General features: G+C 27.0%; 17 protein-coding genes. 5 read left to right on the top strand and 12 right to left on the bottom strand.

Features of this window, described 5'->3' with window-relative positions:
* Positions 1-12: 12 nt before the first annotated feature.
* The 5 genes from cas5b to BFN48_RS10150 all read right to left on the bottom strand — a co-directional run bounded on the left by cas5b (position 13) and on the right by BFN48_RS10150 (position 5,081).
* Entirely contained in the window at positions 13-672 is a 660-nt protein-coding gene (gene cas5b / locus BFN48_RS10170; protein WP_069650797.1) for a type I-B CRISPR-associated protein Cas5b, read from the bottom strand.
* Between the two features lie 3 nt (positions 673-675).
* On the bottom strand, positions 676-1,584 hold the full coding sequence (gene cas7i, locus BFN48_RS10165; RefSeq protein WP_069650796.1) for a type I-B CRISPR-associated protein Cas7/Cst2/DevR: 909 nt from the start codon (positions 1,582-1,584) through the stop codon (positions 676-678).
* 1 nt (position 1,585) lies between these two features.
* Positions 1,586-3,274 carry a type I-B CRISPR-associated protein Cas8b1/Cst1 gene (cas8a1, locus tag BFN48_RS10160; RefSeq protein ID WP_176718864.1) on the bottom strand — a complete coding sequence of 563 codons (1,689 nt, stop codon included), beginning with the start codon at positions 3,272-3,274 and terminating at the stop codon, positions 1,586-1,588.
* A gap of 58 nt (positions 3,275-3,332) precedes the next feature.
* Complete coding sequence (gene cas6 / locus BFN48_RS10155; protein WP_069650794.1) at positions 3,333-4,061, bottom strand: CRISPR-associated endoribonuclease Cas6; 729 nt, start codon at positions 4,059-4,061, stop codon at positions 3,333-3,335.
* Positions 4,062-4,130: 69 nt separating this feature from the next.
* Entirely contained in the window at positions 4,131-5,081 is a 951-nt protein-coding gene (locus BFN48_RS10150) for a helix-turn-helix transcriptional regulator (protein ID WP_069650793.1), read from the bottom strand.
* A gap of 404 nt (positions 5,082-5,485) precedes the next feature.
* Here BFN48_RS10150 and BFN48_RS10145 point away from each other — a divergent pair, with 404 nt between their 5' ends.
* The 3 genes from BFN48_RS10145 to BFN48_RS12825 are packed head-to-tail and all read left to right on the top strand — an operon-like array spanning position 5,486 to position 7,934.
* Positions 5,486-5,764 carry a FeoA family protein gene (locus BFN48_RS10145; protein WP_054871493.1) on the top strand — a complete coding sequence of 93 codons (279 nt, stop codon included), beginning with the start codon at positions 5,486-5,488 and terminating at the stop codon, positions 5,762-5,764.
* A 12-nt stretch (positions 5,765-5,776) separates the two neighbouring features.
* Entirely contained in the window at positions 5,777-6,532 is a 756-nt protein-coding gene (locus BFN48_RS12830) for a FeoB small GTPase domain-containing protein (protein WP_069650792.1), read from the top strand.
* A 13-nt stretch (positions 6,533-6,545) separates the two neighbouring features.
* The gene (locus BFN48_RS12825; protein ID WP_069650791.1) at positions 6,546-7,934 is read left to right on the top strand and encodes a nucleoside recognition domain-containing protein; all 1,389 of its coding nucleotides are present in this window, start codon (positions 6,546-6,548) and stop codon (positions 7,932-7,934) included.
* A 136-nt stretch (positions 7,935-8,070) separates the two neighbouring features.
* Here BFN48_RS12825 and BFN48_RS10130 read toward each other — a convergent pair whose 3' ends face one another.
* A complete protein-coding gene (locus tag BFN48_RS10130; RefSeq protein WP_069650790.1) occupies positions 8,071-8,514 on the bottom strand; it encodes a metal-dependent transcriptional regulator in 444 nt (147 codons plus the stop codon).
* A 126-nt stretch (positions 8,515-8,640) separates the two neighbouring features.
* Here BFN48_RS10130 and BFN48_RS10125 point away from each other — a divergent pair, with 126 nt between their 5' ends.
* A complete protein-coding gene (locus BFN48_RS10125; protein ID WP_069650789.1) occupies positions 8,641-9,192 on the top strand; it encodes a manganese efflux pump MntP in 552 nt (183 codons plus the stop codon).
* A gap of 168 nt (positions 9,193-9,360) precedes the next feature.
* Complete coding sequence (locus BFN48_RS10120) at positions 9,361-9,588, top strand: alpha/beta-type small acid-soluble spore protein (RefSeq protein WP_069650788.1); 228 nt, start codon at positions 9,361-9,363, stop codon at positions 9,586-9,588.
* 64 nt (positions 9,589-9,652) lie between these two features.
* On the opposite strand, the gene BFN48_RS10115 is transcribed toward BFN48_RS10120, so the two are convergent.
* From BFN48_RS10115 to BFN48_RS10090, 6 genes are all read right to left on the bottom strand, one after another.
* On the bottom strand, positions 9,653-10,159 hold the full coding sequence (locus tag BFN48_RS10115) for a ferritin (RefSeq protein WP_069650787.1): 507 nt from the start codon (positions 10,157-10,159) through the stop codon (positions 9,653-9,655).
* Positions 10,160-10,280: 121 nt separating this feature from the next.
* Positions 10,281-10,619 (bottom strand): DUF190 domain-containing protein, encoded by a 339-nt coding sequence (locus BFN48_RS10110; RefSeq protein ID WP_069650786.1) that lies wholly within the window; start codon positions 10,617-10,619, stop codon positions 10,281-10,283.
* 10 nt (positions 10,620-10,629) lie between these two features.
* Entirely contained in the window at positions 10,630-11,016 is a 387-nt protein-coding gene (crcB, locus tag BFN48_RS10105) for a fluoride efflux transporter CrcB (RefSeq protein WP_242863260.1), read from the bottom strand.
* An 83-nt stretch (positions 11,017-11,099) separates the two neighbouring features.
* Entirely contained in the window at positions 11,100-11,867 is a 768-nt protein-coding gene (locus BFN48_RS10100) for a L,D-transpeptidase family protein (RefSeq protein WP_207644727.1), read from the bottom strand.
* A gap of 114 nt (positions 11,868-11,981) precedes the next feature.
* A complete protein-coding gene (locus BFN48_RS10095; RefSeq protein WP_242863259.1) occupies positions 11,982-12,983 on the bottom strand; it encodes a DUF1848 domain-containing protein in 1,002 nt (333 codons plus the stop codon).
* The gene (locus tag BFN48_RS10090) at positions 12,970-14,322 is read right to left on the bottom strand and encodes a methyltransferase domain-containing protein (protein WP_069650784.1); all 1,353 of its coding nucleotides are present in this window, start codon (positions 14,320-14,322) and stop codon (positions 12,970-12,972) included. The genes BFN48_RS10095 and BFN48_RS10090 overlap by 14 nt, the downstream gene beginning before the upstream one ends.
* Between the last annotated feature and the right edge of the window lie 22 nt (positions 14,323-14,344).

Here is a 14,344-nt window from a genome sequence, read left to right as displayed (position 1 = left end):
AAATACCCCACATTATAGTGGGGTATTAAAATAAATTAAATCACCCTCTTCATCTTGTAAAAAGTTATCATAACTAATAATTTCACCACTTTCCACATATTTCACATTTATTTTTTCCCATTGTCTTAATCCATTTATAACTTTATACTTCCAATTTAGCCTATAGCTTATACCCCATACATCTTCAGGTAATTGTTCAATAGGAATATATATTGGACACTCTATTTTTCTTCCGTCATCCAATTCATCAATATCTATTTCTTTTACTTCAACAAATTTCACTTCATCAATTCTAACCAAATCTTCTTTTCTACCTAAAGATAAATGTTCATTTAAGTTTTTAATACCAAAAACTATTTCCTCTAATATTTCATTTTCAGCTCTAACATGAATAATTAGATTTACATTGTATAAAAGATGAATATTAAGAGGCATTTTAGTTATTTCTTTTGGTTTGTAAAAATATATACTTTGAAAGTTTGTGAATTTACTTTCATAATTACCCTGAACACTTATACTCATAGAAATATATTCTTCTGCATTTAAAATACTATGAAGCATTCCTATTACTGTAGAATAAGGTGGTAAAGGATGTGTTTCCCAAGTTTTGAAAGCAAAAGGCTTTTTATAACAAGCTGTTTCCTGGAATAATTTCAATTTTAACACTCTCATAGCTTATACCCCATACACCCTTTTTACTTCATTTTGTAATACTTTAAAGAACTCTTCTATTGATAAAACTCTATCTGGTAATATTTTTTCTATTTCACCTTTATTCTCAAATATCCCACTCACTAATCCTATATAAGTATTTTCTTTTATAGATTTATCAAACAAAGTTAATTCTAAAGTATCTTTTATAGAATCTGTATTAATATAATATTTTCCTCCTTTTGTTAACAAATCTACTCTTCCTTGGAAAAATGGATTAGGTATATCATAAACTCCTCCTATTATAAATAATGGTGATAGATTTTCTTGTCTACCTCTTATGTTTCTATTTAATACTTTTAAAATTGTTAGTAACTGATTAACTCTTTTAGCTCTTTCTTTATTATCTAAAACTATATATTCATCTGAATTTGTTTTTTTATCTACGCCAATTTTCTCTAAATCAATAGTTACAGTATAAGTATAAAAACTCTGATGCTGCTCTATATTTACTGGATCAGGATGTTCACCTATTCTATCTGCCAACCCTTTGCTAGTTAAAAATTCCATATCGCTCCTATATGGCTCTATTGAAATTGCATGACTCAACCTAACTGTTGCTGGACGAGTAATAGCACTAGATTTACTTTCAGTTATCATATACCCAAATAAATCTACTTCTTCCGATTTATCTATAGTAGTATCTTTTGTAAATTGAATAGTACCATTTTTACAAACAGTACCTAATTTCCAATTGAATAACTCATTACCAAGTCTTACAATATCATATCTCAAACATTGCCTTGAGGCAAAAGTATAAGTATTCCCATTATTTCTACTTAATTTTTTTATCTCTATAATATTACCTATTTTCCCAACATAATTCAAAGAATTTGCTTGAAAAATAATTGTAACCGTTAATCCTCTTTTCATATTAATAATCCCCCTTCACTTCTCTATTGCTATTAGAAATTAAACCTGATATAAAAGAATGTGCTACTGTTTCAAAATCCAAATCCTTTTCATGCATAACATTTAAGAATAAACTTGGTACTTCTTTACCTGCTGCCATAAATATTCTTAATAATGAATCCATAAATTCTTTTTTATTACCTGATTTACTAGCATTTAACAATCTATATGCAATACCTTGTATTTTGTTTTCTGATTCTTTTTCTTTAAAATATGAATTTAAATCTTGACCGCTCTTATATATTACCCATAGTTTACTACTATCCACTTCCTCACACCCCTTAATAACTTTTTTTAAAGTAAACCTAGCTCTAGTTGCAAGAAAACAATCATAAGAATCCTTATAAGAATTCTTTATATTTTCTCTAAGCTTATCTTGTATTAAATACTTCATATCCTTGTTATTCAGAATATAATTTACAAGATTGCCTTTAAATTTTTTATCATATATTAATACCAAATCCTTCTTACTATAATTCTTAAAATATTTAGCAATATTCTTTGGAATATTAAAATATTTTAAATTACAATTCTTAGCATCATAATTTGCACTAAATTCTATAAATAAAATATTTTGTAAAGTCCATACACTTTTCTTAGTTGCTTCACTAAGTATGTCATAAACTAAACTTTCAAAAGGATTTTCTTCATCCTTCATGCTCATAAAATTTTCATTCACTCTATATAACTCATTTACACTAGCATCCATATTTACAAATCCAAAATAATTATTTTTCATATCTGTAGTGCCTGCTGGTGAACAAAGCAAAATAAATTTAATTAAATTACTAATAGGATATGAAGTATTTAAATTCCACATAAAATTCTGTGCATTAGTATTACTTACAGCTAAGGGTATAAAAATAGCTTCTGTATAATCCGTTGAAGCTATATATTCTTCCCATATAGAACAGTGACCAAAATTATTAAACAAATATTCTTTTATCTTTTCTAATTCAATTCCTTTCTTTAAAACATTCTTTTTTACGTACTTAAGAATTTTTAAATAAAATTTTGAATTATTCTTGTTTTTCAATTCTTGGTCAATAAACTCTCCAAATTCTTTAATATCCTTAATTTTTTCTATTTTATTATATAATCTAACTTCTTCTAATATTGGCTTTATATAATCTTTAAACATTATAGCACTTTGTTCTACCAAACTCTTACTTGAGCAACCTTTTTGCAAAAAACTCGCTTGCCCGAAAAAATGTGTTGATAATATACTCCTAAAATAATTTAACGTTAACTTCTCGTTTACTTCTTCTGTTTCCATCAACACCTTAAATTCTTCAACTAAATCCTCTAATTGTTTATAATTTATATGTTTTTTTAATTTGCCTAATTGACTATATAATTCATTAAATTTTAATTCTATACTTTTATCTTCAAACTTCCCTTTTACTTTATTTCTGTTATTACCAACCACATTTTTAATCCACTCTACCGCATCTTTATATTTTTCCTCTTTCTTGCCTATTTGCAAATAAATATCAACTTTTTTACTTTCTCTTTTATAAATATCATATCTTTCTAAAAAATAATTAAAATAATATTTGTGGAAATTTTCTAATAAACAACTATCAAACTCTATAAAATTGTCCTCAATATTTAATTCATTATATCTACCAGCTTTTTTTAAAATTCTCATAAAACCTATTATCCCCATGTTTACAAACCAATCATTCAAATATAACCTTAACTTCAGATTAAATCACCTCCACCATTCCAAATCCCTGATTCCTTCTGAAACCAATTCCAAGCATATATATATCATTCAAATCTTCTACATCCCCTTCGAGATAAAAACTACCTTTATATGAATTTAAATACAAATAATCATTATCATTTTTTTCAATATAGCCTCTTATTTTTTCCTTAACTACAACTTTAGTAAGATTAATCGGATTAAATTTTATCTCTCTTTTCAGCCCATATCCTCTAAAATTTCTTAAAGTTAAATCTAATATGTAATTAAGATTTTCTTCATATCTTTCATCTTCTGGTGATAGCGAATTACCCACCTTGTCTTTTATGTAAATTGGTGACAATGTTTTAAAAATAGCTTTATCTTTCAATATCCTTTTTTCTCTTATAAGCCTTACTCTTTCTTTTTTTAGTCTATAGCTTTTATACTCAAACTCTGTATTTTTAAGTAACCCATTATAAAGATTTATCATAAATTCATGATCTGGTGAGCTTATGTTTAAAATTATTTTCCCATTTACTTTGAAATTTTCATTTTCTTTACTAAAATCATTTAAATACACTGAAAAACAGAAATTTTTACTTTTCTTATTAGATTTGTTTTTATAATAATACAAGGTATTAAAATATTCTTTGTTTGATTTTTCTAGTGATTTTTTTATTAAACTTACAAACATCATTCTGTAAGATAAAGGTAAAACATCGCATTCATAAGAGCAGCTTAACCTCATTAAATCACCTCCTTCCCTTTTATTTAAGAAAATATTACCATATATACGTGGAAGTATATTTGTCACATATTAAATTTTGTATAAATCTTTTAAATTTTTTACTTCCTCTTTTATTTCTTCTTTCAATTCTTTAGGTTCTAATATTTCTACACAACTACCCATACTTAAAATCCATGATTTTATCTCTGGCAAACCACTCATTGTTGCTTCAAATAGAATAGAGTTGTCTTCTTGGTTAAATATTATTTTTTGATTTTCACTCCAAATCCTTTCACTGACTATAATAGACATAGGAAATTTTATTTTCAGTTTTATACTATAAAGCTTGTCCTTAAAAATGCTATTATGTCCTAAATAGTCACTTAATTTAAAATCAATTGGTTTATCAAAAGTATCATTTAGCAATTCATAACTTTTAATTCTAGATAATTTAAAATCTCTAATCTCTCTTCTTAGCTCACAATATCCAATACAATACCAAAACCCTTTGTACATAAAAAGTGTATATGGTCTTATAATCCTTTCAGCTAAACCCGAATTTATTGAAAAATAATTAATTTTTAACTTATTCCTTGATATTATTGAACTGCTGATATCCAAATATTTTTTCTTTTCATTTTCTAAATCTATGTTGGGTCTCGAAACTTTTATTATATGTTGACTTTCGCTATCGTCATATCTTCTTTCTAAAGCAGCCTTAATTTTATCTAAACCTCTTTCATATTCTTTTAAAAACATAAAATTATCTTCTTTTTCAAGAAATTCTTTAGCCATTAAAAAAGAAGAAATTTCTGCTTCTTCTAAATCTAAATTAAAAATAAATGAGTTTTTATCTAAATAATATCCCCCATTCTTTCCAGGTTCACTTAGTAAATATATCCTAGCTTTTTCTAGTTCATTTTTATACTCTCGTATTGTTCTTTCGCTTACTTCTAGTATTTCAGCTAGCTCTTTTATTTTCATTTTGCCTCTACTTTTTAAAAGAATTAGCATTCTCAGACAATTACTTATCTTACTCATAGCAAAACCCCTTTTATAAAATTCAAAGTTCTCTAGAACAAAATCTTCAATTTAAATAAATTATAAGGAAGATTTTGCTTATATCCATAAACGGAAATTATATTTAAAATTATTCACAATTTAATAAGGTATATAATTTTCTATGGATTATAAAAATTCTATAATTCTCATAGGAAATCCTTCTATATAATTCCTGTTTTTAAATAATATACAACAGTTAATAATTAATTGTAATACAACTATATTATTCATAACTAACCTTTTTCTTCTTCATTTATCCTAGTCACACATATTTAATCCATCCCATATAATGTCATTAGAAACTTATTTGATATCTAATGTTAGCCAAGACTAATTATTTTTTTTAGTTTAAGTTAACCTAAGCTAACTAGAGAGGTGATGTTATGGAACTTGTAAGCAAATCATTTGTTAGTTATAAAATTAGGAAACATGAAATTCCATTAAATGAGCTTCCTGTTGGGAAAAAAGCCAGAATAAAAATGTTATCAAAAAATATACTTCCTAGAAGGAGACTTCTGGATTTAGGACTTATACCAAATACAATAGTTAAAACTGAAAGAATAAGTCCTTCTGGAAATCCGATAGCATATAACATAAGAGGAGCAATAATTGCTCTAAGAAAAGAAGAAATAGAAAATGTAATCGTTGAAATTTTAGATTGAGGAGGATAATAAATGGGACTTACCAGTAAATCAACAGGTTTATCACTACTAAAGAACAAATACGATACCGTTAAAGAAGAAAAAGATATGATAGTAATTGCATTAGCAGGTAATCCTAACACAGGAAAAAGTACTTTGTTTAATACTTTAACAGGATTAAATCAGCATACTGGTAATTGGCCTGGAAAAACAGTAAGTAATGCTAAAGGAACATTTAAGTATAAAGATAAAGAATTTTTACTTGTAGATTTACCTGGAACTTATTCTCTGTTAGCTAACTCAGTTGAAGAAGAGATAGCCAGAGACTTTATTTGTTTTGGCAATCCAGATATAACTATTGTAATTACTGACGCAACTTGTCTAGAAAGAAACCTAAATCTCGTACTTCAAGTTATGGAAATAACTGATAGAGTTATCGTATGCCTTAATCTTATGGATGAAGCAAAACGTAAAGGGATATCAATAGATATAGAAAAACTAGAAAATAGACTTGGTGTACCAGTAATCCCTACTGTTGCAAGAGATAATAAAGGTATAGACAAATTATTAGAAACAATTTATCAAATGATTAATGGAAATATTAAGGCAAATCCCTATAGATTAAAATATAGTGATGAGATTGAATCTATTGTTGAAGAGATTGAGCCAATTTTAGCAGAAACTTTAGGTGCAAAATATAACACCAGATGGCTTGCATTAAGGCTAATAGATGGAGATAAAGCTATTTCTAATTCTATAGATAATATTCTTAAAAAATACTCGGATTAAGAGAGGTGAATTTATGGACTCCATTAAAGATGCATCAAGTAGAATTTCTAACATATTAAATAACAAACTCAAAACAGATGTAAATATTAGTGACAACATAGTAACTGCTATATATGAAAAAGCAGAAAAAATAGCAAATGAAGTTCTAACAATTGAAGATAAAAGAAAAATTAATTGGGATAAAAAAATTGATGATATACTGACATCTAGAATTTTTGGATACCCAATCATGCTATTACTTTTAGGTCTAATTTTTTGGATAACTATACAAGGTGCTAACTATCCGTCACAGTTATTAGGCAAAATATTATTTGGTTTAGAAAATAAGCTAACTGCATTTTTTATGTATATTAATGCTCCATATTGGCTGCATGGTATATTAGTTTTAGGAATGTATAGAACTCTTGCTTGGGTAGTGTCTGTAATGCTACCACCTATGGCTATATTTTTTCCACTATTTACATTATTAGAAGACCTAGGATATCTACCTAGAGTAGCTTTTAATTTAGATAATTTTTTTAGAAAATCTGGAACTCATGGAAAACAGGCTTTAACAATGAGTATGGGGTTTGGATGTAATGCAGCAGGAGTTATAGCAACTCGAATAATTGACTCACCAAGAGAACGTTTGATAGCTACAATTACAAATAGTTTTGTCCCTTGCAATGGCAGATTTCCAACGCTTATTGCAGTATCAACAATTTTTTTCAGTTCACTAGTCTCTCCAAAATTTAGCACAATTGCTGCAACAGTATCAGTAATAGGTATTATTCTAATCGGTATATTTATAACTTTATTAGTATCAAAGCTACTGTCTAATACAATTTTAAAAGGTATTCCTTCAACTTTTACTCTCGAACTACCACCATATAGAAAACCTCAAATAGGCAGAATATTAATTAGATCCTTAATAGATAGAACATTGTTTGTTTTATCAAGAGCAGTATTAGTAGCCGCACCAGCAGGAGCTGTAACATGGCTGGTTGCTAATATCAACATTGGTGGAATAAGCTTATTAAATCATATTGCTTACTTTTTAAATCCTCTTGGTAATTTAATGGGATTAGATGGTTTTATTTTACTAGCATTTATATTAGGTCTACCTGCAAATGAAATTGTGCTTCCAATCCTGATTATGAGTTATTTATCTACAGGAGCTATGATTGAACTAGATAGTTTAGATGCTCTAAGAAACTTATTAATTAATAACGGCTGGACATGGGTAACAGGATTAAACTTTATGTTATTCTCTTTATTACATTTTCCATGTGGAACAACTCTACTAACTATAAAAAATGAAACAAATAGCATTAAATGGCCTGTTTTTACTGCTATACTAACTACTTCGATAGCCATTTTAGTTACATTAATTATAAATTTATTAGCTATAATCATAAAATAGGTACTGGGTACTAGGTACTTGGTACTAGACACTAGATACTAGGCACTTGGTACTAGGTACTAGATATAGTTGTTATTCGTCATTCGCCTTTCGATATTCAAAAAACGAATGGCGAGTGACGAATAGCTAATTGCTACTAGCTGTCAGTCTTTCCTTTGACATTTTCTAAACTACTCTGTATTTTATAATTTTTAAATTTTTCGTAAACGTCACTGTTCTCCTTAAAAAATTTAACTAATTTTTCAATGCATTTTATCGTAGAAATAGTAAAGTAGTGTTCCATAGCCTCTGCTTCTTGTTTTACATCACAATCCGACCCGATAATTTCAACAAACTCACGCAATATCCTATTCCTCTCTATTAAAAACTTTCCCTCTTTTTCTCCTTTTTCAAGGATATAAATTTTCTCATAGGGTCTATACACTATGTATTCCAAGTCATGTAATTTTTTTAATCCCTTAACAACAGAAGGCATTGAAACTCCTAAACAATCTGCTATATCCTTAACTCTTATTTCTTTTTTGTTTCTTGATAATCTATAAACCTCTTCTAAATAATCTTCAAGGCTTGGAGAGAGCATATGACCATCTCCTTAATTTTTAATACATTGTATTAGATATATTTAAATTATATTCAATAATATTAAACATATCCTAAACATAAGTATGTAATGTACGTAAACTCAAACCTATCAGGAGGGGTATTTTTGCTTATATTTGACGTGTTTTTAATATCTGTTGCACTAGCATTAGATGCATTTGGAGTAGCATTATCTCTTGGTTTAGATAAAAAAATTAAAAAAAATTGTGTTTTTTTTACAATAATAATTTTTGGATTTTTTCAGTTTTATTTTGCATTCATAGGAGGATATTTGGGAAACCTCTTTAATAGGTATGTTTTTAAGCTTCCAAGTTTAGTCGGTGGGAGCATAATATTGCTAGTTGGTACTTTAATGTTCAAAGAAGGTTTTGATAATAAAGATAAATTTAACTCTCTTCATTATGTTTTAATACTGATATTAGGAGTATCTGTTAGTATAGATGCTTTAGTTATAGGTTTTTCTATATTTAATGTTTTCACTTCTAAATTAATGCTATTTAAAAATTGTATTATTGTTGGCTTTACAACCTCAATTTTTACAACTATTTCTTTTTTTATAAGCAAACATATTAGAAAACTCAAATTTATAAGAGATTATGCAGATTTTCTTGGAGGAATTATTTTAATTTTTTTTGGAATAAAAATGATATTTTTTTAATTTATACAATATGCAGAATTAATTTGTATAGTAATCATATTCTACATCATTTACTATCCTGATGTAATGCTGCATAAAATTACATGGTTTAGTTAGCGTATTATTACACATAATATTAGTACAACAAAATAAAACAAAAATAAAAAAATACATTAAGGAGGGTAAATGATGGCATATCAAAAACCAGGAAGAAATAAAATAGTAGTTCCTGAAGCTCGACAAGCATTAAATCAAATGAAAGCTGAAATAGCTAACGAACTAGGATTATCAAACTACGACTCAATGGATAAAGGTAACCTAACTGCAAGACAAAATGGTTACGTAGGAGGTTACATGACTAAGAGACTAGTTGAGCAAGCTCAAAGAAGCATGAGTGGAACAACTACAACTAGATAATTAAATAATATTAACTAAAAACAAAGGTAGGCTTTAAATTTAAAGTCTACCTTTGTTTTTTGCATTATGCAACTGGCGGAGTAAAAGTCCTTTGAGCTAGTTCTTCATCTAGCATGTAAATTCCATGACTATTGTCTCCTAATCTTTCTAATTTTTTAAGTATAGCTTTCATACTATTTTCCTCTTCTATCTGCTCATCTACAAACCATTTTAATAAACTTATTGTAGCATGTTCTTTTTCTTCAGTAGCAATATCCATAAGTTTATATATTCTCTTAGTTACAAATTTTTCATGTTCTAAAGCAGATTTAAAAACATCTACTAATGATTCATAATCATTTTTTGGTTCTTCAAGTGCTTGCATTGTAACTCTTCCACCCATTTCATTTATGAAATCAAAAAACTTCATAGCATGGAACTTTTCTTCTTCAGCTTGAACTTTAAAGAAATTAGCAAATCCATCTAAATCTTGCTGCGCACAATACGCAGCCATTGCCAAATAATAATGAGCTGAATACAACTCGTACTTAACTTGTTCATTTAATTCTTTTAATAATCTTTCTGATAACATTAGTTCCCCCTCCTCTAGAAAGCGTATTAAATATATATCTATATACGCTTATACCCTGCTCAAGCTAAATTAAACAAAAAATTCTTCATTATTCAACAATATCTTGCAACTTTTAACAAAGCTATTTTTTATCATTAAACTTAATCATATTTATATTTTCTTGTGTTATTATTAAACCATCATTTATAAACTGCTCTATGTTTGATATGAATTGGTCTATTTTTTCTTCTGAATCTATTATTTCTAATACTATTGGTAAATCATCTGATAATCTAAAGATATGTGTCGTATGCAGATTATGATGTCCTCCAAATCCCTCTATTCCTCTATATACTGTAATTCCAGCCATTTCTAATTCTTTTGCTTGCTCTACTATCAAATGATATAGCGATAATCCGTTATATTTATCAGATTCAGAAATATAAATTTTAAGCAATTTCCCTTTACTTTGTGTTCTCATAAAAATCCCCCTAAATTAGAGATTTAGCTAATACAAAACCTAACCATACTGAAGTTAAACCTATTCCCATATTTAAGAAAATATTTAATAGACCTAAAAAATAACTAGATTCTCTGAACAAGTTAATTGTCTCATATGAAAATGTAGAAAATGTAGTTAATGCACCTAACATACCTGTTCCGATAAGTAAACGTATTTGAGGATCTATTTCTACAACCTCAGCACCATACATCATCAAAAATCCAAGTATAAAGCTACCCAATCCATTTACAACTAGGGTTCCATAAGGTAAATATGAACCAAAGATATCTGTTACCCATCCTGTTATCCAATATCTTAAGTTACTTCCAATAAAACCTCCTACCCCTAGTAATATTATTTTTTTAAACATGTTCATCATTCCCTTCTTCATACAATATCACGTTTAAATTATAGTCCGTTTTTGCTTTTATTACAACATAGAAAAAGCCTTTATTAAGTTTATTCCATTAAAATTATACCCAATTTTTTATATACTAAATATCCTATTCTGTCATCTTTGGGTAATTTATTATCTTTAAGAAATCTATATAATGCATACTTCATCGAATCACCATAAATTCCGTCTATAGGTCCATAATAATATCCTTTTCTTTTTAGTCTTCTTTGAACTTCCTGTACATCAGAACCCCTATCGCCTGGTCTTAATATTCTAAAACCATAACCGAATGGTCCAAATGGACCACTAAATAAAATAACTGGTGTATTGTACTTAACAATACCATATAATTCTTCTATATCTTTATTTCTCATTCTAACGCATCCATGTGAAGCATTATAACCAATAGATGTAGGTTTATCCGTTCCATGAATCCCATATTTTCCCCATGGTACATTTATTCTCATCCATCTTGAGCCAAATCCTCCACCCCATTTCGCTTTTTCAATTATCTTAAAACTGCCTATAGGTGTTGGAGTACTTGGCTTTCCTGTAGCTACAACATATTTTTTTATAACTTTATTTGTATCAGCATCATAAAGATATAGATATTTTTTATCTATATCAACTAGGATTACTAAATTTTTATAATTATAATGTTCTTCTAATTGTTTCTCTTCCCATATCTCATATTCTCTATGTAATTTATTTACTTCTTTCAAACTATCTTTTTTTAATCCTGCTGAACTTATTAATTCATCATTGCTTTTTATAAATAATAAAAAAATTACTATGAGTATTATAAAAACTATGTATTTATTTTTGCCCAATCCCCTATCACCTCCATCTACTTAATTATATGCTTAAGCTAAATAAATATAATAATAGAAAAAACAGTAAGCTAACTGCTCACTGTTTTTCTTAAAATCTACTTATTCGTTATTTTACAAATACTTTTGTAACATACTTAGCTGCTCACCTTTATTATCACCATCTGTTACTACTCCGTCATATTTTCCAATAAGAATTGGGCTACTTATATCATGTTTTGCCATATTATTAATAATTGCTTTATCACTTATATTAGCATAACAATAAATACATCTATGATCACATGTATTATACATTCCCAAATCGACAGCTTCAGCACATAAACATTCTTTTCGTTGATTTTTATCTTTCTTATATGGCAAATATAGGTCAAATAGCTTATTAATTAAATTAACATCTATACACTTACCATGTTCTATGCCTATATTAGTTAAATCTATTTCTTCACTGCAGCTATAAATTTCTAAGTTATTATTTAATGCTATACGCTTTATACTATTGCAAAAATCTATCAACTTTTCTCTATTAGAATAAATCGTAATATCTTGTATCTCTATTCCTTTGTTTTGCTTAAGCTTATCCATTCTGTTTTTTACTTTTCCATATAAATCAACAAAACTAATTATAATTCTATTAGTATAATTACTAAGCTCATTAGCAAGCATATCTAATTTTTCAAGATGATATTCTATTGGCGTAATATTACTTATAATTATTGGATCATATCGCCAAATAACTTTATCTTTGCCTATTTTATTACTCAATCTCTTAAAAGTTTCTATTCTCTCTGATATATCATCCAAATTGGGCTCAAACAATTTTGGATAATCATTAAGTGTATATTGAAAATAATATCTAAATCCTCTTCTATCCAATTCATCTAAATAAGAAATGAAATTTTTTGCATCTTTAGTCCAAAAAACAATCACATCAATATTATCTGGAGATAATCTGAATTTTTTAACTTGTTTTGTATTAAAAGGATTTACTCTGTAAAAGTAACCTTCTTTTATTCTATTCATAAACCATTCAGCATAAAATGCTGGAATATCTGTACGCCTGCTTGCACTTAATATCATGGCTTTCACCAACTTTTTTAATTTAATAACATCCATCTATTTTACTTTTTTCATCTATTATTAATCTTATAGATTTGTTAGATTTTCTAATCATCTTCGCTTTTTTTATTACAATTTTTTCACCCATATTCATCCTAGTAATTAATGGCTTATGTTTTTCTAATACATCGCTACTACTAAAGTCAATCCATACGTTATATTTATTATAATCACTAATCGTTCCATCACAAATAGAGAAAGTATATTTATTATTGTTTAAACTAACAAATCTAATAATTCCACGGATATTAACTCTTTCTTCATCTGTTTCCCATAATTCTCTTAAAAAAGTGTAATTCAATTTATTTTTATCTGCTCTGTATTTCTTTCTATTATCTTTTCTAAAAATTACATAATTAAATGCAACGTGTTCTTTATATTTGTTCCTCCTTAGCCCAAATTCATGTAAATATTTAATAATTTTAGGTTTATTCCATGTAAATTTAGCTGTAGTAAAACAATTACATAAATAAGTTTCTTTATCTTCCCATAATGGTACACAGGGTGAAAAAATATTAAGTATCTTATTGTTAATAACTTCATTTCTCAAATTTTTAAGTTGTATACAACTATTCTTTTCTCCTGGTTCAATAATAATTATTGAACCATCTTCTGATAAATTATCTTTTATTTTAGATAAAAATTTAAGTGGATCATATAAATCGCCAATTTCATTTGTATTTAAAAAATTACTCATTGTAATAATATCAAAAACTCCTAAATCAAATATAGTATCATCTTCCCCAATATTAATTTTATTAGTATTAAAAGTTATCTTTAAATTTTGAGGTAAATCTTTCTGTATTTCTGTAAGAATAAATTTTGCAATATTTAGAAATTCTTCTTGTGAATCAACTAATTGAAATTCAATAAAATATCGATATTTACTAAATGAACGACTCAATATTTTAAAAAATTCAATTATACCTATAGGCACTGAACCTGGTCCTGTGCCTATATCTAAGACTTTTAATTTAACTTTCATTTCATACCTTAATAATAAATCTAAAAAAGGTTTCCAAATTTTATATATATTACATGGTAAATAATACAATAAATAAAGATAATATTTATCCGTATAATCCGTTTTCTGATTAGAAACATACATTTCTCTATCTATCAAGTTAGCAACTTTCATTAGATAATAAGATGGTATTTCTTTTAAATAATCATTTATATTATTACTAAATAAGGTTTTTCCAAAAACATTTTTTAATAAAATATGTAATATAAGCTTTTCTATATATAGAGGAACTTGTCTTTTATCATCAACAATAGAAAAATTATCTATCAACTCTTTATTTTCCAATATGATTTTATTTTTTCTTACATTCATCAATCATCACCTTATTAAACTG

The sequence above is a fragment of the Caloranaerobacter ferrireducens genome, from assembly GCF_001730685.1.
Lineage (GTDB): Bacteria > Bacillota > Clostridia > Tissierellales > Thermohalobacteraceae > Caloranaerobacter > Caloranaerobacter ferrireducens.
The sequence above is the reverse complement of the archived record's forward strand: the minus strand, read 5'-3'. Positions and strand labels throughout refer to the sequence as shown.

Bases quoted from the DNA above. Each gene is read 5' to 3' on its own strand.
- cas5b (WP_069650797.1), bottom strand. From the start codon at position 672: ATGAGAGTGTTAAAATTGAAATTATTCCAGGAAACAGCTTGTTATAAA.
- cas7i (WP_069650796.1), bottom strand. From the start codon at position 1,584: ATGAAAAGAGGATTAACGGTTACAATTATTTTTCAAGCAAATTCTTTG.
- cas8a1 (WP_176718864.1), bottom strand. From the start codon at position 3,274: ATGAGAATTTTAAAAAAAGCTGGTAGATATAATGAATTAAATATTGAG.
- cas6 (WP_069650794.1), bottom strand. From the start codon at position 4,061: ATGAGGTTAAGCTGCTCTTATGAATGCGATGTTTTACCTTTATCTTAC.
- BFN48_RS10150 (WP_069650793.1), bottom strand. From the start codon at position 5,081: ATGAGTAAGATAAGTAATTGTCTGAGAATGCTAATTCTTTTAAAAAGT.
- BFN48_RS10145 (WP_054871493.1), top strand. From the start codon at position 5,486: ATGGAACTTGTAAGCAAATCATTTGTTAGTTATAAAATTAGGAAACAT.
- BFN48_RS12830 (WP_069650792.1), top strand. From the start codon at position 5,777: ATGGGACTTACCAGTAAATCAACAGGTTTATCACTACTAAAGAACAAA.
- BFN48_RS12825 (WP_069650791.1), top strand. From the start codon at position 6,546: ATGGACTCCATTAAAGATGCATCAAGTAGAATTTCTAACATATTAAAT.
- BFN48_RS10130 (WP_069650790.1), bottom strand. From the start codon at position 8,514: ATGCTCTCTCCAAGCCTTGAAGATTATTTAGAAGAGGTTTATAGATTA.
- BFN48_RS10120 (WP_069650788.1), top strand. From the start codon at position 9,361: ATGGCATATCAAAAACCAGGAAGAAATAAAATAGTAGTTCCTGAAGCT.
- BFN48_RS10115 (WP_069650787.1), bottom strand. From the start codon at position 10,159: ATGTTATCAGAAAGATTATTAAAAGAATTAAATGAACAAGTTAAGTAC.
- BFN48_RS10110 (WP_069650786.1), bottom strand. From the start codon at position 10,619: ATGAGAACACAAAGTAAAGGGAAATTGCTTAAAATTTATATTTCTGAA.
- crcB (WP_242863260.1), bottom strand. From the start codon at position 11,016: ATGAACATGTTTAAAAAAATAATATTACTAGGGGTAGGAGGTTTTATT.
- BFN48_RS10095 (WP_242863259.1), bottom strand. From the start codon at position 12,983: ATGGATGTTATTAAATTAAAAAAGTTGGTGAAAGCCATGATATTAAGT.
- BFN48_RS10090 (WP_069650784.1), bottom strand. From the start codon at position 14,322: ATGAATGTAAGAAAAAATAAAATCATATTGGAAAATAAAGAGTTGATA.